This is a genomic window from Streptomyces anthophorae (assembly GCF_049310305.1).
GTDB lineage: Bacteria > Actinomycetota > Actinomycetes > Streptomycetales > Streptomycetaceae > Streptomyces.
In genome coordinates, this window is the sequence record NZ_JBLWQQ010000001.1 from 468231 (window position 1) to 493209 (window position 24979).

The window sequence follows — 24979 nt, forward strand, 5'->3', positions numbered from 1 at the left end:
GATCGTGCATGCCCGGGGCTACATGGACGGCCTGCGCATCGCCCACACCATGGGCCGGCTCACCGCCCTGGAGGACGGAACGTCGCAGACCGCGCGGCCCTGCCCCCTCCCGGACCACGCGCGGGGGCCCGGCCGCACACAGCGACCGGGCCCCGCGCACCACCACCGGTCACACCCCGGCGACCAGCTCCAGCCCCTCCGCCACGACCCGGCCGTCGTGCAGGACCGTACGGTCGCGGCCGCGGTCCATCACCGCGCTGCTCGGCGTCTCGCCGTCGACCAGGACCAGGTCCGCGCGGTCTCCCACGGCGAGTCCCGGGCGGTCGGTGACACCGGCCAGGCGCGGCACCTCGTGGCTCATGATGGAGGCGCCGCCCATGGTGGCGACGGCAAGAGACATCTCGATGTGGTCGTCGCGGCGGAAGTTGTTGGTGAAGGCCAACTGCCAGGTGCGGTCGAGCAGATCGCAGTTGCCGTACGGGCTCCAGTAGTCGCGCTGCCCGTCCTCGCCGAGGCCGACGCGGACGCCCGCCTCGGTGAGTTGGACGAGGGAGAGCTGGTTGCGGGCGGCGGGGGCGACGGTCGCCATGGCGATGTCCAGCTCGGCGAACTCCTCGATGAGGCGGCGGCTGGTGGACTCGTTCACGGAGCCGAGCTCGTAGGCGTGCGACATCGTCACCTTGCCCTGCATGCCGAGGGCGCGGACCCGCTCCAGGATCAGGTCCGTCGAGAAGACACCCAGCTCGCCCGGCTCGTGCAGGTGGATGTCGACCTCGACCTGATACTTCTCGGCGAGCCCGAAGACGACGTCGAGGTGGCCCTTGGGGTCGCGGTCCAGGGTGCAGGGGTCGATGCCGCCCATGACGTCCGCGCCCGCCTTGAGCGAGGCCTCCAGGTACTCCTCGGTCCCGGGCTCGCGCAGGATGCCGGCCTGCGGGAACGTCATGATCTGGACATCGGCGAGGTGCCCGTACTTCTCCTTGGCGGCGACGACCGCCTCGAACTTCTCCAGCTTGCAGTCGACGTCGACCTGCGCGTACGTACGCACCCGGGTCGTGCCGCGCGCGATCATGCGCTCCAGGGTGCCGGCCACCCGTTCGTTCAGCGGGACCTCGGCGTCGCGCCAGTTCTCGCGGTCGTTCATCATCATCGTCCACACGCCGGGACCCCCGGTGTGCGGGCGGAACGGCAGGCCGATGCGGGTGGAGTCCAGGTGGACGTGCACATCGCTGAAGGAGGGGAAGAGGAGCCGGCCGCGGCCCTCGACGCCGTTCCCGACGGGCTCGGCCTGCGGGTCGTGCGGGCGGATCGCGGCGATGCGGGCGCCGTCGAGCTGTACGTCACTGCGCTCGCCGCCCCAGGGGCGGACGTCACGGATGAGCATGTGGTGCGACTTCCTTCTGTTCGGTGGTGTCGATGATGGTGGGTGTGTGGGTGGCCCGGTCAGTGCGCCGCCGCGAGGGTCCTGTCCGCGAAGTGGCACGCGGGGCCCTCGGTGCCCGCCGTGGGTGGCAACTCGCCCGCGCACCGCGCCTGTTCGGCCTCGTCGAGGGTCGGGCGCAGCGGACACCGCGTACGGAACACGCACCCGGAGGGAGGGTTCGCGGGGGTGGGGAGGTCGCCGCTGAGCCGGATCCTGCGGCTGCGGTCGGCATCGGGGTCCGGCTGCGGGACGGCGGAGAGCAGCGCCCGGGTATAGGGGTGGCGCGGGTCGTCGAAGACCTCCCGCGTCGGACCGCTCTCCATGATCCTTCCCAAGTACATCACGGCGACCCGCTCCGCGAAGTGGCGCACGACGGACAGGTCGTGGGCGATGAAGACGTACGACACACCGGTGTCGGCCTGGATGTCCTGGAGGAGGTTGACCACCTGTGCCTGGACCGAGACGTCGAGGGCCGAGACGGGTTCGTCGCAGATGATGAGTCGGGGTTCGAGGGCGAGGGCGCGGGCGATGCCGACGCGCTGCTTCTGGCCGCCGGAGAACTCGTGCGGGAACCGGTTGTAGTGGTCGGGGCGCAGGCCGACGCGGTCCATCAGCTCACGCACCCGGGTCTTGACGCCGCCGGGCGGTTCGATGCCCTGGGCGTGCAGCGGTGCGGCGATGGCGGAGCCGACCGACTGGCGGGGGTTGAGGGAGGAGGACGGGTTCTGGAACACCATCTGGACCTGGCGGCGGTACTCCTGCGCCTCGGCCCGGTTCATCGAGCCGAGGTCCTGTCCTTCGAGGCGGATGGTTCCGGCCGTCGGGTCGAGCAGGCGCATCAGCAGCCGTCCGGTGGTGGACTTTCCGCAGCCCGACTCGCCGACCAGGCCGAGCGTCTGCCCGGCCCCGACGGAGAAGCTCACTCCGTCGACGGCCTTGACCGGCGCGCCGCCCCGGCCGAACAGTCCGCCGCGCCCAGGGAAGTGCTTGGTCAGCCCTTCGGCCTCCAGCAAGGGAGTCGATGTCATCGCGCGGCCTCCTCGGCGGTGGCGAGGTTCTCCTGGTGGCACCGGGAGGGGTGGTCGGCGCCGGTGTTCGCGAGGAACGCGGGGCGCTCGCTGCGGCACAGGTCGTCGGGGACGAGGTGGGTCTGCGGGCAGCGGTCCGCGAACAGGCATCCGGCGGGCAGCGCGGTGAGCGAGGGCGGGAACCCGGGGATGGGGCGCAGCCGTTCGCCGTCGTCGCCGAGTGTCGGCATGGAGGCGAGCAGTCCCTGCGTGTACGGGTGGCGCGGGTCGCGGAACAGTTCGCGCACGCTCCCCCGCTCCACGCACTGCCCGCCGTACATCACGGCGACATGGTGGCAGACCTCGGCGACGACACCGAGGTCGTGGGTGACCATGACGATGGCCGTGCCGGTCTCCTGCTGGAGTTCGCCGAGCAGGTCGAGGATCTGCGCCTGGACGGTGACGTCGAGGGCGGTGGTCGGCTCGTCGGCGATGAGGAGTTCGGGCTCGCAGACGAGGGCCATGGCGATCATCGCGCGCTGGCGCATGCCGCCGGAGAACTCGTGCGGGTAGGCACGGGCCCTGCGCTTCGGGTCGGGGATGCCGACGCGGCCCAGCATGTCGACGGCGACGGCGAGCGCGGCCCTCTTGGACACCTTGTTGTGGACCCGGTACGCCTCGGCGATCTGGTCGCCGACGGCGTGGAAGGGGTGCATCGCGGAGAGCGGGTCCTGGAAGATCATGGCGATCTTCTTGCCGCGCCAGGACCGCATCCGGTCCTCGGTGAGGGTGTTGAGGTCGGTGCCGTCGAGCAGGATCTCGCCGCCGACCTGGGCGCGGGTCTCCTTGAGCAGGCCCATCAGCGCCTGGCTGGTGACCGTCTTGCCGGAGCCGGACTCGCCGACGAGGCCGACGGTCTCGCCCTTGGCGAGGCTGAGGTCCATGCCGTTGACGGCGTGCACGAGCCCGTCGTCGGTGGGGAAGGCGACGTGCAGATCCCGGATCCGCAACAGCGGTTGACTGGTCATCAGGCGGCCCTCACTCGCGGGTCGATGACGGCGTAGACGGCGTCGACGACGACATTGGCGACGATGATGAAGAAGGCGGCGAGCAGGGTGATCGCCATGGTCACGGGCAGATCGCCGGCCTGGGCGGCGCGGACGGCGGTGAAGCCGATGCCGGGCACGGAGAAGATCTGCTCGGTGAGCACGGCGCCGCCGAGCAGCAGCCCGATGTCGAGGCCCAGCATGGTGACGACGGGGGTCAGTCCGGCGCGGGCGCCGTGCCGTACGACCATGGCGGGCTTCGACAGGCCCTTGGAGCGGGCGGTGCGCATGAAGTCCTCGCCGAAGGTCTCCAGCATGGAGCTGCGGGTGACACGGATGTACTGGGCGCTGAACAGCACCGCCAACGCGACCCACGGCAGCAGATAGTTGAGGAACCAGCCGTCGAATCCGGCCGGGCCGAAGGGTGAGGTGATGGCGTTCGTGGTGAACGGCAGCACGTCGAAGGTCGAGACGAAGACGAGCAGCAGGAGCAGTCCGGTGACGGGGATCGGCAGCGAGACACCGATGGACGCGGCGCCGACGATCAGCTTGTCGGTGAGCCTGTTCTTGCGCAGCGCGGCGAGCGTGCCGAGGGTGACTCCGGCGACGGTCCACAGCACGATGGCGCCGACGGCGACCGACACGGTGTACGGCAGGGCGCGCTCCAGGACGGCGGCGACGTCCTCGTTCGTCTGGAAGGACTTGCCGAGGCAGGGCCACTCGCAGAGGGTCTGGGCGCCGGGCGCGCCGATCGTCCGGCCGTGGAAGAGGCCCGACATGTAGTTCACGTACTGGGTGAGGAACGGCTTGTCCATGCCGAGGGCGACCCGCGCCTCGGCGACGCGTTCGGGGGTGCACTCCTGGCCGCAGGCGGCGGCCGCCGGGTCGGCGGGGCCGAACTGGAAGAGCGTGAAGGTGACGAAGCTGATGACGGCGAGCAGGACGACGGTGGCGCCCAGGCGCCGGGTCAGAAAGCCGAGCATGTCAGGTCACCCCTTTCCCGGGCCGGAGGCGACGGAGACCGTCGACAGGTCGATGGCGCCGAAGAAGTAGCCGACCTGCGCGCCCCTGATGTCGGAGCCGACGACGCTGCGCGTCACGTTCCTGATCAGCGGGACGAGCGGGTAGTCCTGCATGGCGCGGTCGAAGAGCTTCGACCACTTGCGGCCCAGCTCCTCGCTCGTGCCGTTCTCACCGCGCAGCGCGTACATGGCCTTGGAGATCTCCGGGTCGTGGTAGCGGGGGATGTTGGAGAAGCCGAAGGTCTTGCCGTCGACGCTCGGGCCCAGGTTGGGGTCGATGGTGGTGCGCACCGAGCCGCTGTCGGCGCCGCCGCACCAGCCGCTGCGGGCGAGGTCCGGCATCGCCTTGCCTGCGAGGGTGGTGAAGTAGTTCGCCGCGGGGATGGGGCGCAGTTCGAGCTCGATGCCGAGATGGCGCAGGTTCTCCTGGAGCGAGGTGCCCATGTTCTTGTAGCGGGGCGTGGCGTCCGCGTAGCCGTAGACGAGCTTCTTCGGGTACGAGCGTCCCTTGAGCAGCTTCTTCGCCTCGCCCAACTTGGGCTGGCCTGTCGGGTCGAGGTCGGTGTGCTGCTGTACGTATCCGCGCTGCTGGGGGTTGATGTACGACTGCGTGAGCTTGCCGAAGCGCGCGCCGCCGTACTGGAGGTGGATGGCCTTGCGGTCGACGGCGAGCGCGAGGGCCTTGCGGACGACCGGGTCCTTGATGGTCTCGGTGTTGAAGTCGAGGACGTCGGTGCAGCCGATGATCCCGGAGGCGGTGCGCCGGGCGATGCTCGGCCGGTCGAGCTTGGCCGCGTCCGAGGCCTGGAGTCCGCCCGCGCTGTCGAGGGTGATGGCGGTGGGGTCGGAGTCGGCGAGCAGCTGCTGGCTGATGGTGGACTGCGCGGTGGACAGGCTGAAGGTGAAGGTGTCCGGCAGCGCGCTGCGGTTCGGATCGGTGGCCGGGTCCCAGTGCTGGTTGCGGACGAGCTTCATGGCGCGCCCGCGCTGGTACGACTCGATCTTGTACGGGCCCGTGGACACCGGGTGGTTGGTGTAGTCGAGCCTGGTGTCCTTGGCGCGCGGCACGGGAGCGGTGTTGGAGCGGGAGACGAGGGCGGGGAACTCGGCGAAGGGCTGCTTGAGCTTGAAGACGACGGTGCGGTCGTCGGGTGTCTCGATGCCCTTGAAGTTGCGGGCCGCGCCCTTGACGTAGGGGCCCTTGTAACCGTCGTCGGACAGGGCGGCGTTCAGTTCCTGCGGGGCCTGGGTGTAGACGTCGCGGGCGTAGGTGCGCTCGACGCCGTACTTCACGTCCTTGGCCGTGATGGGCTTGCCGTCCTCGAACCTCAGCCCCTTCTTCAGGGTGTACGTCCAGGTCAGCCCGTCCTTGGAGACCTTGCCGAGGTCGGTCGCGAGGTCCGGGACCACCTTCGGCGGCTTGCCGGCCTCCTCCTTCGCCATGGTGAGCGTGCGGTAGTAGAGCTGGCCCACGTTGGCTGTCTGGACGTAGTTGCTGTTGCCGGGGTCGAGGGTCTGGAAGTCGGTGGACATCAGGACGTTGACGTTGCCGCCCTTGGTGGTGTCCCCGTCGCCGACCTTGACCGGGTCGAAGGCGTCGGCGGGGGCGCGGGAGCCCGAGCCGGGGGCCGGCTTGGGGCCGCCGCAGGCGGTGAGGCTCAGCCCGGCGGCGACCGCCAGGGCGAGCGCCGCCGTGGTGCGTCGATTCACTGCTGCTCCTGTTGTTCCGGTACGCGGTCAGCCACGGGAGGACTTGGGGTCGAGGGCGTCGCGGACGGCGTCGCCGAGCAGATTGAAGGCGAGGACGGTGATCACCAGGGCGCCCGCGGGCACGGCGAGGAACCAGGGGTCGGTGAGATACCAGTTGCCCTGCTGGGCGGCGTTGAGCATCTGACCCCAGGAGGGGGTCGGGTCCTTGACGCCGACACCGAGGAACGAGAGCGCGGCCTCGGCCGTGATGTTGGTGGGGATCATCATCGTGGCGTAGACGAGGACGACGCCCATCACGTTGGGCACGATCTGCTTGAGGATGATCGAGCGGTGCGAGGCGCCGTAGGCGCGGGCGGCCTCGACGAACTCCTGCTCCCTGATGGACAGCACCTGTCCGCGCACGACGCGGGCGAGGTAGGCCCAGCCGAAGAAGCCGAGGATGATCACCAGCGAGGCGATCGGCAGCAGGCTCCCGTCCCCCAGCGCCGTGTCGCCGAGCCGGGACTGAAGGATCGGCGTCAGGGAGAGCACGAGCAGCAGGTGCGGGAAGGCCAGGAACAGGTCCATGACGCGGCTGATGACCATGTCGACCTTGCCGCCGAAGTAGCCGGCGGCGGCGCCGAGCACGGTGCCGAGCACGACGGAGACGACGGTCGCGAGGAGCGCGATGACCAGCGAGACCTGGGCGCCGTGTGCCATGCGCGCGAAGATGTCGCGGCCCAGGCCCGGTTCGAGCCCGAGCCAGTGGTCGCCCGAGGGGTAGCGGTAGTAGGGCAACGGCAGGCCCGGGGTGCCGTAGTCGTCGAGGACGTCCGGGCTGGTGCTCGTGGTGTACGCGTCCTGGCCCTCGATCGCGGTGAGCACGGGGGCGAGCACCGCGAACAGGATCATGAGCACCACCACGGCGAGCGCGGCGAGGGCGACCCGGCTGCGCCGGATGCGCAGCCAGGCGGTCCCGATGAGGGAGCGGGCGGCGACCACGGGCGGGCCCGAAGCCGACGTCGCCGAGGGCGAGTTGGGTACGGCGTCGCCGTCGGCGCCGGAGGGCGGCCGAGCGGGCAGCACTGGGGAATCCGTCACGTCGCGTGATCCATTCGGCGCAAGGGGGAAGGTTGGCGGGACGGTATACCAGCCGGGTCGGGCAGCGATAGGGGTATTCGCAATTTGGTATACCGGTCGCCTGAACTAAGCCGCATTGCTGGACATTAAGGCGCGTATTCGCGCGCCTTCGACACCCGGCGGGCACTCCCGCCGACACCGCCTTCCCTTTCCGGTATACCAACTCGTACGATCGGCCACGTTCGCAACACCCCCACCGCAGGAGGCACTTATGCGCACCCGCTGGCGCGCCCGACACGTCCTCGCCCACCAGGACGGCGGCCACGCGCTGCTGCGGGACGGCGAGGTGGTGTGGCAGGACGACACCGTGATCTACGTCGGCCCCCGGTACGAGGGCGAGGTCGACGAGGAGCGCGACCTGGGCGAGTCCCTGGTGCTGCCGGGCCTCATCGACCTCGACGCGCTCACCGACGTCGACCACCTCGTCCTCGACTCCTGGGCCGGGCCCGAGCGGGGCAAGGGACTCCAGTGGTCCCTGGACTACTTCACCCACCGCCGCCACGACGTGTTCACGCCGCGGGAACGCGCCACCATCCGCGAGTACGCGCTCGCCCAGCTCGCCCTGCACGGCATCACCACCTTCATGCCGATCGCCTCCGAGGTGCACAGCCGCTGGGCGGAGCCCTACGAGGAACTGGTCGACATGGCGGAGTCGGCGCGCCGCATCGGTCTGCGCGGATACCTCGGCCCGGCCTACCGCTCCGGGGTCAACGTCGTACTGCCGGACGGCACCCGCGACGTGGCCTTCGACGAGGAGGAGGGCCGCGCGGGACTGCGCGACGCCGTCCGCTTCCTCGACCACCTCGACGAGCTGAACGACCCGCTGCTCACCGGCGTCCTGCTCCCCTGCCGCATCGAGACACTCACCGAGGAACTGCTCGGCGAGACGGCCCGCGTCGCACGCGAGCGCGGGTCCCTGGTACGGCTGCACGCGCTCCAGGGCCTGGCCGAGCGCGAGATCGTCCAACGTCGGCACGACGGCCTGACGCCGCTTCAACTCCTCGACAAGCACGGCTTGCTGAGCCCGAACCTGCTCATCCCCCATACGGTGCTGCTCGACCGGCACCCGGCAGTCCACGGCGAGGACCGCGGCGACCTGGCGCTGCTCGCCGCCAGCGGCATCTCGGTGATCCACTGCCCGCAGACCTCGCTGCGCTACGGCGAGATGCTGCACTCGTTCCGCGCCTACCGCGAGGCCGGCGTCAACCTGTGCCTGGGCACCGACTCCTTCCCGCCGGATCTGATCCGCGGTATGGATGTCGGCGTCCACCTGGCGAAGATCGCCGAGGGGCGTTCGGACGCCGCGCCCGCCGAGCACTACGTGGAGGCGGCCACGCTCGGCGGGGCCCGCGCCCTCGGCCGCGCGGACCTGGGCCGGATCGCCGTCGGCGCACAGGCGGACCTGGTCGCCTTCTCCCTGGACGACATCCGCGACGGGGTCATGGACGACCCGGTCCGTACGTTCCTGCTCAACGGCACGGCGCGGCAGGCCACGAACTCGGTGGTGGCGGGCAACCCGGTCCTGGTCGACGGCGCGCTGCCCGGCACGGACCTGCCGCGACTGGCGCGCAGCGCGCAGGCGTTGTTCGAGAAGATGCGCGCGGCCTACAGCGAACGCGACACCGAGCGCCGCGACACCGGCACGCTCTTCCCGCCGACGTTCCCGGCGTTCCGTGCGCCCGGCTCCCCCGTGCCCGAGAGCGAGTCCCCCGCGTGACACTCACGGCAGAACGCGCCGGAGCCGGAACCGCTTCGCAGGTGGAGCGCACCGAGGAGCTGATCCGGGCCGGCATCCACTCCGGCGCGCACCCGCCCGACTCTCGGCTGCGGGAACGCGAGCTGGCCGAGGCGCTCGGTGTCTCGCGGGTCCCGGTCCGCGAGGCGCTGATGCGCCTCGCGGCCGAGGGCCTTGTCGAACTGGAGCCGCGCCGGGGCGCGCGCGTGCGCCGCCTGACCCTCCGGGACGTCGAGGAACTCTTCGATCTGCGCCTGAGCCTGGAGGTGTTCGCGGCGCGCAGGGCGGCGGAGATCGTCGCGGACGGGGGCGGCCACGACAGCCTGCGGACCGTGATGGCCGAGGCCGACGCGGCGACGCGGAGCGCAGACCAGGCGGGGATCGCGGCCGCGAACACGGCCTTCCACTCCGAGCTGATCACGATGACGGGCAACCGGCTGCTCCAGTCCTCGTTCCAGCGCTCGCTCGGCCTGATGCACTGGCTGTTCCGGATCACCGCCACCGAGCGCGGCGCCGAGCAGCACCGCGCAGAGCACGACCAGATCTGCCGGGCGATCGGCGACGGCCGCCCCCGGCTCGCCGAGGCGCTCACCTACGCGCACATCGACGTCCGACGGGAGCCCGTGCTGCGGGCGTTGGCGAAGGTGCTGCCCGCGGAGTAGCCCCAGACACGCCTCTACCTACCGGACCCGGCCCCCGTTAGCATGTTCGAACTGCGACGATCACCCAGATCGTCGCAGTCGCCCGCAGCCGGAACCAAGCCACCAAGTCGGACAATTGAAGACCACACCACCTCCCATGCCCCTGCCGCACCAGCGCGGCGCCGAGCCCCGGCCGCCCGCCTGGCGTCAGCCGCGCACCCTCTTGTGGATCGCGGTCGGCCTCGTGACGCTCGGCTTCCACATCGCCCTGGAGTTCGTGGCGCGCCGCTACGGGCAGCCCGGGCCGATCACCGTAGAGGCCCGGGAGGTGATCTTCGCGCCGCGCTCGGGCCCGCTGCTCTACGCCGGTCTGGCGCTCACGATGGTGGTGCTCACCTGGCGGCAGCGGCTGATCGCGGCATGTACCGCGATCGCCGTCGACATCGTTTTCCTGCTCGTGCGGCTGATCGTCGGCGCCGATCCGAGCTTCGGCAACGGCGCGTTGTGGGTGATCGTGGGCGTCGCGGTCCTCGGCCTCGTGCGCCACACGGGCCGGGAGAGATCGGTCCTCCTCAAGGGCTCGGGCCTCGGCCTCCTTCTGGTCTTCGGCCACAAGACGGGCGACACCTGGCTGCTCATCACGTCCAAGACCCGCCCGACGGTTCTCGACCAGTACGTGGCCACCGCCGATCACGCCCTCGCCAACCCGTCGTGGCTGGTCGGCCGGCTCGTGGAAGCCACCTCGCCGTTCAGCGGCGGTTTCCTCCACCTCGTCTACGGCCAACTGCCCCTGGCCGCCGCCCTCGTCGGCCTCTACCAGCTGCGCCACGTGGCGGCGGAGCGCCGCTTCCCCGCCCACCACCTGGTGCGCACCTTCCTGGCCATCGGCCTCCTCGGACCGGCCATCTACATGATCTTCCCGGTCGTCGGCCCGCTCTACGCCTTCGGCCCCGACGGCGGCCACTGGGCGATGGCGAACATCTGGCCGGACACCTTCCCGGCGATCACCGTCCCGCACTCCTTCCCGTTCGACGAGATCACCCCGCGCAACTGCATGCCGAGCCTGCACACCGCGTGGGCCATCAGCCTCTTCCTCCACACCCGCGAAGGTTCCCGCGCCATGCGCTGGGCGGGCACCTTCTGGCTGGTCGGCACGCTCACCGCGACCCTGGGTTTCGGCTACCACTACGGCGTGGACCTGCTCGCGGGCACGGTCTTCGCGCTGTCCATCGAGGCCGCGATGCGCGCCTTCGCCCGCGGCTGGGACCGCCACGCCACGCTGATGGTGAGCTACGGCACGGCGGTCCTCACGCTGCTGCTCGTGTCCTACCGCTACCTGCCGACCCACATGGCCGCACACCCCTGGGCGTTCGGCCCGCTGCTCATCCTGCTGACGGGCTCCGTGGTCCTCCTCTACGTACGGACGGCACGGCAGTGGGGCCCGCAGGCCACGCCGCCTCCGCCGCCGCGTCCGTCGAAGGCGGGTTCGGCGGATCCGCAGCCGGAGCTGGCGTAGGGCCTGGCCACGCGTGTGCGCGGACATTCGCTGCCGCACCTGCTCTCCGCGCAGACGCTCAGCCCGTGAACACCAGGCTCACGTTGTGCCCGCCGAACCCGAACGAGTTGGCCAGCGCCGCCTGCCACTGCCCCGAGCGGCGCTCACCGCGGACCACGTCCAGGTCCACGCGCGGGTCGAGGGTGTCGAGGTTGCGCGTGGCGGGCACGGCGCCGTCCCTCAGGGCGAGGAGGGCCGCCATGGCGCCCACCGTCCCGGACGCACCCAGCATGTGGCCGGTCATCGACTTGGTCGCCGTGACCGCGGCGTGCCTGCCGATCACGCGGCCGATCGCCTCGGCCTCCGCCACGTCGCCGGACTCCGTGGAGGTGGCGTGGGCGTGCACGACCCCGATGTCCGCCGGGGCCACGTCGGCGTCGCGCAGCGCCAGGTTCATGGCGAAGGACTGGCCGTCCGCGTCGGAGGCCGTGATGTGGTCGGCGCTCGACGTCACGGCACTGCCGGCCAGCGTGCCGTGGGCGCGTGCGCCGCGGGCCCGCGCGAACTCGGGGCGTTCGAGCACCATCATCCCCGCACCCTCGCCCATGACGAATCCGGACCGCTCGGTGTCGAACGGGCGGGACACCGCCTCCGGTTCGTCGGACCGCGTCGACAGGGCCTTCATCTGGGCGAACGCCGCAAGGGTGAAGGGGTGCAGGCACGCCTCCACGCCACCGGCGACCACCACGTCCGCCCGCCCGGCCCGGATCAGGTCCTGCCCCATGGCCAGGGCCTCCGCGCCGGACGCACACGCGCTGACCGGGGTCCTGGCGCCGCCCTTCGCGCCCAGGTCCATGCTCACCCAGGCCGCGGGACCGTTCGGCATCAGCATGGGGACCGCGAACGGTGACAGTCGGCGGGCTCCCGAGCGTTCGAAGATGTCGTCCTGCCCCAGCGTGGTGAGCACGCCTCCGGTCCCGGTGCCGATGACGACCGCGAGCCGCTCCGGCTCGACCTGCGGGGCACCGGCGTCCTGCCATGCCTCGCGCGCGCTGAGGAGCGCCATCTGCTCACCGCGGTCCAGCTTCCTGGCCTCGGGACGCGGAAGCATCGACGCCGGGTCCACCGTGAGCCCTGCCGCGACGTGCACGGGCAGCTCCGCGGCCCACTCCTCCTCCAGGAGCCTTACCCCCGACTTGCCGTCGAGCAGCCCCGCCCACGACGCCGGGGCGTCGGCTCCCAGCGGCGTCATCGCGCCGATGCCCGTCACCTGCACATGACCGTTCCCAGTCACCTGAGCCTCCTCGTATTGTTCAGATGCTACATAGCTGTCGATCCACTCTCCCGGCGATGATGTCAACGATCAGCGGCTTTATCAGGCGAGGAGTCGACCGATTCCCCAGCGAGACATTGTCGGCTTACTACAAGTGACTCGCTTCCCCCTCGGGGCCCGCTCGCCACCCTTCCCCGGCACCCCACCCCTTGATTTCCCAGATCGTACGTGCTCGGATTATCTCGGCAGGCGGGTTCGGAAGAACCCCCGGCGACGCCCTCGTACGGCGTCCCGCCGCGGCGATCCCGCATGCCTTCGCACCCTCCGCACCATCCGCACGTGCCCAGTACGTCCGCGCTCGCATCCCGGAGGAACCCCCGATGTTCGACTTCTCGTCCGTCGACGTCCTCGACGCCTTCACCCGTGAACTGAAGCTGTGCAAGGTCCGCGAGGGAGAGCACGTGGTCGTGCTCTCCGAGCCCGGCAGCCGTGGTGACTACGTCGCCGCCGCGTTCGGGGCCGCCAAGAGCCTCGGCGCCCACGTCGTGTCCGCCACGGTCCCCGGCGGCAGCCCGGCCCCGCTGCCCAGCACCCACACCGGCGCGGGCCCCGGCCTCGTGTCCGTCCTCAACGACACCGCCGCACAAGAGCTGTTGAAGGCGGCCGACCTCGTCGTGGACCTGACCCGTGAGGGCTTCATCCACGCCCCGTTGCAGCAGGACATCCTCAAGACCGGCACCCGCATCATCTTCGTCTGCGACGCCCCCGACGTCCTCATCCGCAACCTGCCGGACGAACGGGACAAGGAGCGCGTCCAGGAGGGCGTGGACCGGGTCCGCGCCTCCTCCGTCATGCGCGTGACCTCCGAGGCGGGCACGGACCTGACGGTCCAACTGGCCGACTCCCACCCCGAGTTCCAGACCGGCTTCGCCGACGACCCGGGCCGCTGGGACCACTGGCCGAGCACGATGGTGCTGTGCTGGCCGGAGATCTCCGACGGGCGGATCGTGCTCGCCGAGGGCGACATCCTGCTGCCGTTCAAGGAGTACGTGCAGCGGCCCGTCACCCTCCATGTCTCGGGCGGCCACATCCAGGAGGTCACCGGCGGCGCCGAGGCCAAGCTCCTGAACACCTTCTTCGAGGACTCGCACGACAAGTGGGCCCGCAGCCTCTCCCACATGGGCTGGGGCCTGATGAAGTCCGCCGACTGGTTCGCCACCGCGATGTACGGCAAGGACGAACTGATGGGCATGGACGCCCGCGCCTTCGCAGGCAACTTCCTGTGGTCCACGGGCCCGCACCCGCACCTCCAGCGCGACTCATACGCCCACCTCGACATCGCGATGCGCGGCTGCACGGTCAGCCTCGACGGCGCGGACGTCGTCACCGACGGCCGCCTCGTCGAAGGCTGACCCCCCGGTTTCCCCGCCCCCAACGCCGCATCCCTGGAGGAGTCTTGCCTCTCAGCCAGTCCTACGAAGTCACCGTCGTCGGCGGCGGTCTCGGCGGCCTCACCGCCGCCCTGGCCCTGCGCCACAAGGGACTGCGCGTCACCGTCCTCGAACAGGCCGCCGAGCTCGGCGAGGTGGGCGCCGGCATCCAGACCGCGCCGAACGCCAGCCGGGTCCTGATGCGGCTCGGCCTGCGCAAGCAACTGGAGGCCATCCGCACCGAGCCGCAGGACCAGGTGCGCCGCCGCTGGCAGGACGGCAGCATCATCGGACTCACCCCGCTGGGCCGCCGCGTCCAGGAGGAGTTCAACGCCCCCTACTGGCACTACCACCGCGCCGACCTGCACCGCACCATCCTCGACGCGTGCACGGACCCGCTGGGCCCGGGCCCCGCCGTCGAGATCGTCACCGGGGCGCGCGTCGTGGAACTGGACCGTACGTCCCCGGACCGTCCCGTGGCGGTCACCGACGACGGGACCCGGCACGAGGCCGACGTCCTGGTCGGCGCCGACGGCATCCACTCCCGCGTCCGCGACCTCATCGGCGCCGACGACACACTCGTCTTCTCCGGCGACATGGCCTTCCGCACCCTCATCCCGGGCGAGCTGCTGCACGCCGACCCGGCCACCCGCTTCCTCTTCGACCGCTACCAGAGCACCATCTGGTACGGCCCCGGGCGCCACCTCGTCCACTACCTGATCCGCGGCGGCGAGTGGCTCAACATCGTCGGCTGTGTCCCGTGGAAGGACGAGTACGGCGAGAAGGCGACCTTCTCCGGCACCACGGAGATGCTCGTCGACGCCTACGCCGAGTGGGACGACCGCGCCCCGGCCATGCTCGCCAAGGCCAAGGGCGACATCACCTGCTTCCCGCTCTACCACCGCCGCCGCGACCCGAACTGGGTCGACGGCCGGGTGGCCCTCCTCGGCGACGCCTGCCACGCGATGCTCCCCTACCAGGCCCAGGGTGCCTCGCAGGCCATGGAGGACGGGGCCGTGCTGGCCGAGGAGTTGGGCGCCGTGACCCGCGAGGGCATCGCCGGTGCGCTCCAGCGGTACGTCAACCGCCGCGCCCGGCACGCCGGGATGGTGCAGCAGGCCTCGCTGCGCAACCAGGTCTTCTACCGCTACCCAGACGGCCCCGAGCAGCAGGCCCGCGACGCCAAGCTCGGCGAGCGCTACGACGGCGAGTCCGACGTCTCCTACGACTGGCTGTGGCGCGGCACCCCGCTGGACACCTCCGACGACGAGTCCTTCGCCTACCGCCACCACCACTGAGCCGAACCATCGGCCGGCTCCCGCGCCTTGGAGGCCCCCGTGCCCACCCCGTACGACCCCGCCACCGACCGCGTCTACGAAGGCGCCGGCTTCGGCGCCGCCGTCGCCCGCGGCCACCGTCCCGCCCTGATCGTGGTCGACCTGACGCGCGGCTTCACCGAGCCGGGCTTCGCCACCGGCAGCGATCTGACCGCCCCCGTCGAGGCCACGGCGGAGCTGGTGCGCGCCGCCCGCGCCGGCGGCGTGCCCGTGGTGTGGACGGTCATCGCCTACACACCCGCCGAGGCCGAGGGCGACTCCGTCACCTGGCTCGCCAAGGCGCCCGGCATGCGGGCCCTGCGCGAGGGCGGCGAGGCCGTCGCCCTCGACCCCCGGCTGCCGTACGAGGAGGGCGACCAGTTCATCGTGAAGAAGGGCGCGTCGGCGTTCTTCGGCACCGCGCTGGCCTCGCTGCTCACCGGCCTCGGCTGCGACACGGCGGTCGTCTGCGGTGCCACGACGAGCGGCTGCGTGCGCGCCACCGCGGTGGACGCGGTGCAGTACGGCTGGCCGGTGCTCGTGCCCGCCGAGGCATGCGGCGACCGGGCCGCGGGGCCGCACGATGCGGCGCTCTTCGACATCCAGGCCAAGTACGGGGATGTCGTGGGCCACGAGGACATGGTGAAGTACCTGACGACGAAGGGAGTTTGAGACCATGGACGCGTCTTCCGGAGCCGCGCAGGATGCCGCACACGACCGCGAGGCTCGAGGGCGGGAGCGTTTCCTGACGCAGCCCGGCCTCGCGGACCTCGCCGAGGTCCCGGCCGTCAGCCGCTGGGTCCGCAGCGGGATCGTACGGCTGCACGTCCTGGACTACGGCGGCGACGGCGTGCCGCTGCTGATCCTGCCCGGCATCACCAGTCCGGCGATCACCATGGACTTCGTCGCCCGTGAACTCACCGACCTGGCACGGCCGTTGGTCCTCGACATTCGCGGCCGAGGCCTCAGTGACGACGCCGACGACCACGACCTCGACGCCCTGGCCGCCGACACGGAGGCCGTGATCCAGCAGCTGGAGCTGGCGGATCCGGTGCTGTTCGGCCACTCCATGGGTGCCCGGATCGCCGCCGCCACCGCGGTACGGGGCCGGGTCCCGCTCGGCGGCACACTGCTGGTGGACCCGCCGATGAGCGGCCCGGGCCGGGGTCCGTACCCGACCACGCTCGCCGCGTTCACGCGCCAGTTGTCGCAGGCCCGGCGCGGCACGGACGCCGACGAGGTCGGCGGCTTCTGGCCGACCTGGCCGCGCCGGGAGCTGGAGCTGCGGGCCCGCTGGCTGGCCAGCTGCGGCCTGGAGGCCATCGAGCGCGCCCACCAGGGCTTCGAGAGCGAGGACTTCTTCGACTGGTGGCCGCGGGTACCGGGCCCCACGACGCTGCTGTACGGGGAGAACAGCCCGGTCGTCACCGCCGAGGGCGCCGCGGAGGCCGCCGCCGCGAACCCCGCGGCGCGCATGGTCCGCATCCCGGCGGCGGGACATATGGTCTTCTGGGACAACCCGGCACCGGCCCTGGACCTGCTGCGCACCGCGCTGCGGCAGACCCTCTCCCCGGAGCCGGACGCCCCGACGATCCCTCCACACGACAGCGGTGCCATGACCTCGCCCTCCACCCCCGACCGGGCCGACGACGTCGCCACTCCCGACGAACTCAGCCACGCCCCGGGCTTCCTGGCCCGCCGGCTGCACCAGGCGTACCTGGCCGCCTGGCTGCATGACGTCGACGCGACGCTGACCGGGCCGCAGTTCGCCGTCCTTCAGATCACCGGCGAGAACCCCGGCTGCGACCAGCGGTCCATCGCCGACCTGGTCGCGCTCGACACCTCGACGATGGCCGACGTCGCGCGCCGCCTGGAGAACCGGGGCCTGCTGTCCCGCACCCCCTCCCCCGCCGATGCCCGGCGCAAGCTCCTCAACCTCACCGACGAGGGCCGCGCCACCGTGCACGACGCGAACCTGCGGGCCCGCAAGCTCGACGAGGAGCTGCTGCGCCCGATCCCGGCCGAGCAGCGCGCCGATGTCCTGCGGCACCTCGCGGTCCTCGCCGACCACTGGGAGCGGCTCGGCCAGGAGCACTGACACCTCCGCAACCGACCCTCCCGAAGAACACCCGTGGGCCCCGCCTTCCTCAGGCATGCCTCAAAACTTGGAGCGAACCGTGCCGGATCACCACATAGGGATGATCGTCCCCAGCTCGAACCTCACGATGGAGACCGAACTCCCCCGCCTGATGCGGGCGCGCGAGGCCGTCTCCCCCGAGGACCGCTTCGTCTTCCACAGCAGCCGGATGCGCATGAAGCACGTCACCCCCGAAGAGCTGCGGGCGATGAACGCACAGACGGAGCGCGCCGTGCTTGAGCTGGCGGACGCCCGGCCCGACGTCGTGGCCACGGCCTGCCTCGTCGCCATCATGGCGCAGGGGCCAGGACACCACTGCACGGCCGAGGACGAGATCAAGGATGTGCTGCGCGGCCAGGATGCGCTGGTCCCCGTGGTCTCCAGCGCCGGCGCGCTGCTCGACGGGATCGCCGCGCTCGGCGCGAAGAAGGTCGCCATCGTCACCCCGTACATGAAGCCGCTGACCCGCAAGGTCGCCGACTACATCGAGGACGCGGGCGTCGAGGTGGTGGACGCGCTGAGCCTGGAGGTGCCGGACAATCTGGCCGTCGCCCGGCTCGACCCGCAGGACCTTCGCGAGCACTACAAGCGCCTGAAGCTGGGCGACGCGGAGGCACTGGTGCTGTCCGCGTGCGTGCAGATGCCGTCCCTGCCGGCGATCCAGCCCGTCGAGGACGAGCTGGGGCTGCCGGTCCTGTCGGCGGCCACCGCCACGGCGTTCCGCATCCTGTCCGAGCTGGGACTGCCGCCGCTGGCGCCGAACGCGGGCAGCCTGCTGGCCGGCCCGGCCGCCGCGTGAAACCACCGCGTTAACTCCGTGCGCGACCCCTTGCCAAGGGGAATCGTACGTGCTCGGATTACCTTCATTCCCGGCCGGCGCCGAACAGGCCCCGAACCGTTCGCGCACGGACAGTCCCCACCGCACCGCCCCGCACCGCCCGCACACCTCCCGTCGCAGTTCGTCCCCGACACGACCTTGTGGAGCGCACGTGAGAACAGGCGATCAGATCGTTCAGGATCTCCCCTGGAGATGGAACGTCCAGGGAAAGATCTTCATCATCGGAGGTCTCGGCTACCTCTTCGACGCGTACGACATCGCCCTGAACGGCTTCCTCATGCCGCTCCTGGGCCAGCACTTCGACCTCTCCCTCGGCGCCCGAGGGCTCGTCGCCACCGCCAACCTGGTGGGCATGGCCGTCGGTGCCATCGCCTGGGGCGCGGTCGCCGACCGGATCGGCCGCAAGAAGGCGTTCAGTGTCACCCTGCTGATCTTCGCCCTGTTCTCGGTCCTGGGCGCGCTCTCCCCGACGTACCCGGTCTTCCTGGTGCTTCGCTTCCTCGCAGGCGTCGGGCTCGGCGGCTGCATCCCGGTGGACTACGCGCTGGTGGGCGAGTTCTCGCCGCGCAAGTACCGGGGCCGGATCCTCACCGCGCTCGACGCCTGGTGGCCGGTGGGGGTGACTCTGTGCGGCCTCGTCTCCACGGCCATGCTCACCCTCGACGGCAACTGGCGCTGGATGCTCGCCACGATGGTGCTTCCCGCGCTGCTGCTCTTCTGGGCGCGCCGCGGCATCCCCGAGTCACCCATCTACCTCACCAAGAAGGGCCGCGAGGCCGAGGCACGGGCCGTCATCGACGACCTGGTGGCCCGCACCGGCGCGCCCGTCGAGCCGTACGTCATCCCCGAGCCGGTGCCGGACGAGGGTCCGCGCGGGGTGGCCGCGGCGGCCCAACAACTGCGCAACATCTGGACGTTCAGCCCGCGCATCACCTCGGCGGCCTGGCTGCTGTTCGCGACCATCATGCTCGTGTACTACGCGGCGCTGAGCTGGATGCCGTCCATCCTCAAGGAGGAGGGGCAGGGTGACACCGCCGCCTTCATGAGCACGACGCTGATGAGCGGCGTGGGCATCATCGGTGTGCTCGCCTCGACGGCCCTGGTCGATCTCGTCGGCCGCAAGTGGCTGATCGGTGTCTCGGCCCCGGTCGCCTCGCTCGCCCTCGTGATCTTCGCGATCGTGCGGGACATGCCGACCGCCTCGGTCGTGACCATCGGTGTGTTCGGCTTCCTCGCCCAACTCGCCATCCCCGCCCTGTACGCGTACGTCTCCGAGCTGTACCCGACCGAACTGCGGGCCAGCGGTTTCGGCTGGGCCTCCTCGGTCAGCCGGGCGCTCACCGGGTTCGCCCCGCTGTTCTTCGGTTCGGTGCTCTGGCCCCTGCTGGGCCTGCCCCTGACGTTCGCGGTGCTCGGCGCGGCCGTGCTCCTCGCCGTCGGCTGGATGGCCGTGGCCGCGCCGGAGACGAAGGGCCGGGAACTGGACGACACGGACCAGGACGGCGGCAGCGGCCCGATCGCGCAACAGGACAACCAGGCAGACCAGAAAGACCAGGAGAACCATGAAGCCAGCCCCCTTCGGCTATCACAGGGCTCGTGACGTCGACGGCGCCACCCGGCTGCTGTCCGAGCTCGGCGACGACGCGAAGGTCATCGCAGGCGGCCAGAGCCTGGTCGCCATGATGAACTTCCGGCTCGCTCGCCCCGGCCACCTCGTCGACATCGCAGGACTGCGCGAACTCGACGGGATGCACCGGGACGCGGTGGGCGCCCTGCACATCGGGGCGCTCACCACCCATCACACGGTGGAGAGCGACCCGGAGGGTGTGCTGGGCCGGGAGTTCGCGGTGCTGCGCGAGGCCATGCGGTGGATCGGGCACCTGCCCATCCGCACGCGCGGCACCATCGGCGGCAGCCTCGCGCACGCCGACGCCACCGCCGAGTGGTGTCTTCTCGCCCTCGCGCTGCGGGCGGAGTGCGTGGCCCGCGGGCCGCGCGGCGAGCGTCGCATCGCGGCCGGGGACTTCTTCCTCGGCTACTACACCAGTGTGCTCGACCCCGACGAACTGCTGGTCGAGGTCGTCTTCCCCCGCCCCGCCCCGCACGCGGCGCTCACCGAGTTCGCCGAGCGCCAGGGCGACTTCGCGCTGGTCGCCGCGGCCGTCGACCTGGATGTGGAGGGTGGTTCGGTACGCGGCGGCCGGGTGGCGCTCGGCGGGGTCGCTGCCTCGGTGGTCCGGGTTCCGGAGGCGGAGGCGGTGCTCGCGGCCGGCGGCAGCTTCGCCGACTGCGCGGAGGCCGCGGCCGGGGCCGTCGAGCCCCCGTCCGACGCCTCGGGCAGCACGCACTACCGCAAGCAGCTCGTCCGCACGCTGGTCCTGCGTGCCTGTGAGGAGGCGATGAGCCGATGACACATCCGGCAGACACCAAGGGGCAGTTGACCGGCCGGTCGGTGGCACGCCGCGAGGACCCGCGGCTGCTGTCCGGGCGCGGCCGGTTCGTCGACGACATCGCGCTGCCCGGCATGCTGCACGCCCAGTTCGTGCGCAGCACGGTCGCGCACGGCGAGCTCGCCTCCGTCGACCTGACGGCGGTGCGCGAGGTGCCGGGCGTGGTCGCGGCCTTCACCGCCGAGGATCTGGACCTCACCGACATCACCGCCGAGCTCGGCCGCCCGCGCTCGGAGTTCGTGCCCACCGCGATGCCGGTGCTCGCCCGCGACCGGGTGCGCTACGTCGGCGAGCCCGTCGCCATCGTGGTGGCACGGGACGCGTACGCCGCCGAGGACGGCCTGGAGGCGGCCAAGGTCCGCTACACGACCCTGCCGCCGGTGACCTGCGAGAACGAGGCCCTGGCGCCCGGCGCCCCGCTCGTCCACGAGGAGGCCGCGCGCAACACCCTGGTGGACGTCTCGCTGTTCGCGACGGAGGGCATCGACGAGGTCTTCGACACCGCCGACTGTGTCGTGCGGGTCGAGTCACGGACCGGCCGGCAGAACGCCCTCCCCCTGGAGACACGCGGCGCGGTCGCCCACTGGGACGATCGTGAGGAGCAGCTCGTCCTCAACACCTGCACCCAGGTACCGCACCAGGTGCGGACGGTGGCCTCGCGCTGTCTGCGCCTGGACGAGCGGGCGGTGCGGGTCGTCGTGCCCGACATGGGCGGCGGCTTCGGCCAGAAGTGCGTCGTGGGCCGCGAGGAGATCGCCGCCGCTGCCGCCGCGCTGCGGCTGCGCCGGCCGGTGAAGTGGATCGAGGACCGCAAGGACGCCCTGTCCGCCTCGTTCCTCGCACGCGAGCAGCACTACGACGTGCGGGCCGCCTTCGACGCCGACGGGCGCATCCTCGGGCTCGACGCGGACGTGGTGTGCGACATGGGCGCGTACTCCTGCTACCCGTTCACCGCCGGCATCGAGCCGCTGATGGCCTCGGCGGAGATGCCCGGCGTCTACAAGGTGCCCGCCTACCGGGTGCGCGGCCGGGCGGTCACCACCAACAAGGCGCCGACCGCCCCGTACCGCGGAGTGAGCCGCCCCCAGTACGTGATGGTGATGGAGCGTCTCTTCGAGCGCGCCGCCCGCGAGTTGGGCCTGGACGCGGTCGAACTGCGCCGCCGCAACGTCATCACCGAGTTCCCGTACACGGGCGTCAACAACATCACGTACGACCCGGGCTCCTACCTGGAGTCGCTCGATCTGTGCGAGCGGCTCGTGAAGGACGAGGGCTGGTACGAGAAGCGGGAGGCCGCCGCGGCGGAGGGACGGTTCCTCGGCATCGGGTACTCCTGCTTCAGCGAGCGCACCGGCTACGGATCGACGGCCTTCGCCCAGCGCAAGATGCAGGTCGTCCCCGGCTTCGACATCTCCGAGGTGCGGATGGACACCAGCGGCGCGATCACCGTCACCAGCGGCACGATGAGCCACGGACAGAGCCACGAGACGACGCTCGCGCAGATCGCGGCGGACGAACTCGGCCTGGAACTGGGCAAGGTGAAGCTGCATCAGGGCGACACCGACCGGATCACGTACGGCTACGGCACCTTCGCCAGCCGCTCCGTCACCATCGGCGGCAGCGCGGTCCGGCTCGCCGCGGCCAAGCTCGGCGAGAAGCTGCGGCGGATCGCGGCGGCGCTCTGGGAGACCGACCCCGGCGAGGTGGAGATCACGCGCGGTGGTGTGCGGCGCGCGGACGGCAGCGTCCTCACGTACGAGGAGCTGGCGGACATCGCCTACCTGCGCGCCCACCTGCTGCCCCGCGACATCGAGCCGGGGCTGAGCGCCACCGCCACCTTCGACGTGTTCAACGACGGCACCTTCTCCAACGCCACCCACGCGGTCGTCGTCGAACTCCACCAGGGCACCGGGCAGGTCGAGATCCTGCGGTACGTGTGCGTCGAGGACTGCGGCGTCGCCATCAACCCGCAGGTCGTGGAGGGCCAGTGCCGGGGCGGTATCGCCCAGGGCATCGCGGGCGCGCTCTTCGAGCAGGTGACGTACGACGCACAGGGCGAGCCCTCGGCGACCAGCTTCATGGACTACAAGGTGCCGACCGCCCACGAGATCCCCGACGTGCTCATCCACCACCTCGAAACGCCGTGCACGTTCAACGAGACCGGCGCCAAGGGTGCAGGCGAGGGCGGCACCATCGGCGCGCCCGCCGCGGTCCTCAACGCCGTCAACGACGCGCTGCGCCCCACCGGCACCGAACTCGACCACACCCCGATCACCCCGGAGACGGTGCATCGCGCCCTGAACCTGGAGTCCTCGCGCTTGGAGCCCTCCTCATGACCACCACGCCGGACAACCTGCTGCTGCTCACGCTGAACGTCAACGGCGAGGAGCACGAGGTGATCACCGAGCCGCGCCGCACCCTTGTCGACGTGCTCCGCCACGACCTGCGCCTGACCGGCACCCATGTCGGCTGCGAGCACGGCATCTGCGGGGCCTGCACGATCCTGGTCGACGAGCGGCCCGCGCGGGCCTGCCTGATGTTCGCCGCGCAGGCAGAGGGCGCCCGGATCCGCACGGTCGAGTCCCTCGCGGACCCGGCGAGCGGTGAACTGGGCGATCTCCAGCGCTCGTTCACCGAGCACCACGGGTTGCAGTGCGGCTTCTGCACACCTGGCTTCCTGATGCTCGCGGACGGGTTCCTCGCCGAGCACCCGGAGGCGACCAAGGACGAGATCCGTGAGGTCGTGGCCGCCAACCTGTGCCGGTGCACCGGCTACCAGACCATCGTCGAGGCCATCGACTCCTGCGCCACGGCCCGCCGCGCCGACTGTGCCAAGACCTGCACCACGAACGAGGAGACAGCATGCAGCTGACCAACACCGTCGTCGTAGGCGCCGCTCCGGACGCGGTGTTCGCGCTCGTCAGCGACGTGGAGAAGGTGGCGTCCTGCATGCCGGGCGCGGCACTGGAGGGCCGGGACGGCGATGCCTGGCGCGGCGCCGTCAAGGTCAAGGTGGGGCCGATCGGCGCGGCGTACGCGGGGACGGTGCGCTTTCTGGAAGTCGACGCCGAGAAGCGCCGCCTGCGCGTGCACGCCAGCGGCGCCGACACCCACGGCAACGGTGACGCCGAGGCCGAGGTGGTCCTGGACATAGGCGAGGACCCGGCGGGCGCACGCCTGGAACTCAGCACGGATCTGCTCATCCGCGGAAAGCTGGCCCAGTTCGGCAAGGGCGCGATCGCCACCGTCTCGGACCGGATCCTTCAGCAGTTCGCGCAGAACCTCGGGAACCTGCTGCTCGACCAGGGGCCCGCCGTGGCCCACTCCCCCGCTGCCGTGCCACGGCCCGTCGCCACCACGGCCGACGCACCCGCCGCGCCCGCGGAGCTCGACGGCCTGTCGCTCGTCGCAGGGCCTCTCCTCGCCAAGTACGGCCCGGTCGCCGCCGGCCTCGCCGTCGGGCTTTTCCAGGGCTGGATGCTCGGCACGCTGCGGGCTCAGTCCGCCCAGCTCAAGGAGCTCCGCCGCCAGGGGTGATCCGGCGTACGGTCACCTGCCGTAGGCCGCCGCCTCCCGTGCCGCCGTCTGGAGCAGCGGCACCATGGCGTGGAGTTCCTCGCGGCCCGTGAGGACGACGGTGGCGCCGAGGGAGAGGGCGAGCTGCGGCGGCCCGCCGTCCGGGTCCGCGGCGGGGACGCACACGGCGATGGAGCGCACCCCGCGCTCGTTCTCCTCCTCGGCCGCCGCCCAGCCGAGCTCCCGGACGCGGTCCAGTTCGGCCCGCAGTTCGTCCGGGTCGCTGAGGGTGTTGGGCGCACTGCGCGGCAGCGGGCCCGCAAGGAGGCGCTCCCGGTCGTCCTGCGGGCGGGCGGCGACGAGGGCCTTGCCCATCGAGGTGGCGTGCCAGGGGTTGCGGGTGCCCTCGTCGCTGCGCAGTTGCAGGTGCTGGCTGCCCTGGACGGAGCGGACGAGGAGGACCTGGTCGCCGTCGAGGATGCCCGCGATGACGACCAGGCCCGTGCGTTCGGCCAACTGCCGCATGGGGCCCAGCAGATGATTGAACCCCGCCGGGGTGCGGTGGAAGCCGTGTGCCAGCTCCAGGGCGCGCAGCCCGAGCGCGTAGGTGCGTGCGCTCGGATCGTGGACGACGAAGCCCTCCTCGGTCATCCGGGCGAGCAGCCGGTGGGCGCTGCTCACCGGCAGCTCCGCGGCGCGCGCGGCGGCGCTGACACCGAGCCCCTCGGGGTGCCGGGAGAGCGTGGTCAGCAGCCTGAGCCCGCGGCCGAGCATGTCATCGGCCATCTTTCACGCCCTCCCCCACCTGTGGTTTCGTCGCC

General features: G+C 71.4%; 21 protein-coding genes. 13 read left to right on the forward strand and 8 right to left on the reverse strand.

The features are described from left to right. Nucleotides 1–169: 169 nt before the first annotated feature. The 6 genes from ACNYS0_RS02060 to ACNYS0_RS02085 are packed head-to-tail and all read right to left on the reverse strand — an operon-like array spanning nucleotide 170 to nucleotide 7273. Nucleotides 170–1384 (reverse strand): amidohydrolase, encoded by a 1215-nt coding sequence (locus ACNYS0_RS02060; protein WP_422470877.1) that lies wholly within the window; start codon nucleotides 1382–1384, stop codon nucleotides 170–172. A 59-nt stretch (nucleotides 1385–1443) separates the two neighbouring features. Then, the gene (locus tag ACNYS0_RS02065) at nucleotides 1444–2451 is read right to left on the reverse strand and encodes an ABC transporter ATP-binding protein (protein ID WP_422470878.1); all 1008 of its coding nucleotides are present in this window, start codon (nucleotides 2449–2451) and stop codon (nucleotides 1444–1446) included. Then, entirely contained in the window at nucleotides 2448–3458 is a 1011-nt protein-coding gene (locus ACNYS0_RS02070) for an ABC transporter ATP-binding protein (protein WP_422470879.1), read from the reverse strand. Before ACNYS0_RS02070 ends, ACNYS0_RS02065 begins: the two co-directional genes overlap by 4 nt. After that, nucleotides 3458–4459, reverse strand: a complete 1002-nt coding sequence (locus ACNYS0_RS02075; protein WP_422470880.1) for an ABC transporter permease — start codon at nucleotides 4457–4459, stop codon at nucleotides 3458–3460. Before ACNYS0_RS02075 ends, ACNYS0_RS02070 begins: the two co-directional genes overlap by 1 nt. A 6-nt stretch (nucleotides 4460–4465) precedes the next feature. Next, nucleotides 4466–6208, reverse strand: coding sequence for an ABC transporter substrate-binding protein (locus tag ACNYS0_RS02080; RefSeq protein ID WP_422470881.1), 1743 nt, complete (start codon nucleotides 6206–6208; stop codon nucleotides 4466–4468). Nucleotides 6209–6235: 27 nt separating this feature from the next. Then, nucleotides 6236–7273, reverse strand: a complete 1038-nt coding sequence (locus ACNYS0_RS02085) for an ABC transporter permease (protein WP_422482421.1) — start codon at nucleotides 7271–7273, stop codon at nucleotides 6236–6238. A gap of 265 nt (nucleotides 7274–7538) precedes the next feature. Here ACNYS0_RS02085 and ACNYS0_RS02090 point away from each other — a divergent pair, with 265 nt between their 5' ends. From ACNYS0_RS02090 to ACNYS0_RS02100, 3 genes are all read left to right on the forward strand, one after another. Next, the gene (locus ACNYS0_RS02090) at nucleotides 7539–9044 is read left to right on the forward strand and encodes a chlorohydrolase family protein (RefSeq protein WP_422470882.1); all 1506 of its coding nucleotides are present in this window, start codon (nucleotides 7539–7541) and stop codon (nucleotides 9042–9044) included. Continuing rightward, complete coding sequence (locus tag ACNYS0_RS02095) at nucleotides 9041–9724, forward strand: GntR family transcriptional regulator (RefSeq protein WP_422470883.1); 684 nt, start codon at nucleotides 9041–9043, stop codon at nucleotides 9722–9724. The genes ACNYS0_RS02090 and ACNYS0_RS02095 overlap by 4 nt, the downstream gene beginning before the upstream one ends. Before the next feature lie 136 nt (nucleotides 9725–9860). Continuing rightward, nucleotides 9861–11219, forward strand: a complete 1359-nt coding sequence (locus ACNYS0_RS02100) for a phosphatase PAP2 family protein (protein WP_422470884.1) — start codon at nucleotides 9861–9863, stop codon at nucleotides 11217–11219. A 58-nt stretch (nucleotides 11220–11277) separates the two neighbouring features. On the opposite strand, the gene ACNYS0_RS02105 is transcribed toward ACNYS0_RS02100, so the two are convergent. Then, complete coding sequence (locus tag ACNYS0_RS02105; RefSeq protein ID WP_422470885.1) at nucleotides 11278–12492, reverse strand: beta-ketoacyl-[acyl-carrier-protein] synthase family protein; 1215 nt, start codon at nucleotides 12490–12492, stop codon at nucleotides 11278–11280. A 359-nt stretch (nucleotides 12493–12851) separates the two neighbouring features. On the opposite strand from ACNYS0_RS02105, the gene ACNYS0_RS02110 reads away from it, so the two are divergent. The 10 genes from ACNYS0_RS02110 to ACNYS0_RS02155 all read left to right on the forward strand — a co-directional run bounded on the left by ACNYS0_RS02110 (nucleotide 12852) and on the right by ACNYS0_RS02155 (nucleotide 24179). After that, nucleotides 12852–13883: a 2,5-dihydroxypyridine 5,6-dioxygenase NicX family protein gene (locus ACNYS0_RS02110; RefSeq protein ID WP_422470886.1), complete on the forward strand. Its 1032-nt coding sequence runs from the start codon at nucleotides 12852–12854 to the stop codon at nucleotides 13881–13883. A gap of 44 nt (nucleotides 13884–13927) precedes the next feature. Beyond that, a complete protein-coding gene (locus tag ACNYS0_RS02115; protein WP_422470887.1) occupies nucleotides 13928–15199 on the forward strand; it encodes an FAD-dependent monooxygenase in 1272 nt (423 codons plus the stop codon). A gap of 39 nt (nucleotides 15200–15238) precedes the next feature. Beyond that, nucleotides 15239–15889, forward strand: a complete 651-nt coding sequence (locus ACNYS0_RS02120; RefSeq protein ID WP_422470888.1) for an isochorismatase family protein — start codon at nucleotides 15239–15241, stop codon at nucleotides 15887–15889. A 4-nt stretch (nucleotides 15890–15893) separates the two neighbouring features. After that, a complete protein-coding gene (locus ACNYS0_RS02125; RefSeq protein WP_422470889.1) occupies nucleotides 15894–17315 on the forward strand; it encodes an alpha/beta fold hydrolase in 1422 nt (473 codons plus the stop codon). Nucleotides 17316–17394: 79 nt separating this feature from the next. Next, nucleotides 17395–18153, forward strand: a complete 759-nt coding sequence (locus ACNYS0_RS02130; protein ID WP_422470890.1) for a maleate cis-trans isomerase family protein — start codon at nucleotides 17395–17397, stop codon at nucleotides 18151–18153. A gap of 190 nt (nucleotides 18154–18343) precedes the next feature. Next, on the forward strand, nucleotides 18344–19792 hold the full coding sequence (locus tag ACNYS0_RS02135; protein WP_422470891.1) for an MFS transporter: 1449 nt from the start codon (nucleotides 18344–18346) through the stop codon (nucleotides 19790–19792). After that, entirely contained in the window at nucleotides 19755–20603 is an 849-nt protein-coding gene (locus ACNYS0_RS02140) for an FAD binding domain-containing protein (protein ID WP_422470892.1), read from the forward strand. The genes ACNYS0_RS02135 and ACNYS0_RS02140 overlap by 38 nt, the downstream gene beginning before the upstream one ends. Further along, nucleotides 20600–22978 carry a xanthine dehydrogenase family protein molybdopterin-binding subunit gene (locus ACNYS0_RS02145; RefSeq protein ID WP_422470893.1) on the forward strand — a complete coding sequence of 793 codons (2379 nt, stop codon included), beginning with the start codon at nucleotides 20600–20602 and terminating at the stop codon, nucleotides 22976–22978. The genes ACNYS0_RS02140 and ACNYS0_RS02145 overlap by 4 nt, the downstream gene beginning before the upstream one ends. Further along, entirely contained in the window at nucleotides 22975–23514 is a 540-nt protein-coding gene (locus tag ACNYS0_RS02150) for a (2Fe-2S)-binding protein (protein ID WP_422470894.1), read from the forward strand. The genes ACNYS0_RS02145 and ACNYS0_RS02150 overlap by 4 nt, the downstream gene beginning before the upstream one ends. Continuing rightward, the gene (locus ACNYS0_RS02155) at nucleotides 23505–24179 is read left to right on the forward strand and encodes an SRPBCC family protein (protein ID WP_422470895.1); all 675 of its coding nucleotides are present in this window, start codon (nucleotides 23505–23507) and stop codon (nucleotides 24177–24179) included. The genes ACNYS0_RS02150 and ACNYS0_RS02155 overlap by 10 nt, the downstream gene beginning before the upstream one ends. 12 nt (nucleotides 24180–24191) lie before the next feature. Here ACNYS0_RS02155 and ACNYS0_RS02160 read toward each other — a convergent pair whose 3' ends face one another. Next, nucleotides 24192–24944, reverse strand: a complete 753-nt coding sequence (locus ACNYS0_RS02160; RefSeq protein WP_422470896.1) for an IclR family transcriptional regulator — start codon at nucleotides 24942–24944, stop codon at nucleotides 24192–24194. Nucleotides 24945–24979: the final 35 nt, after the last annotated feature.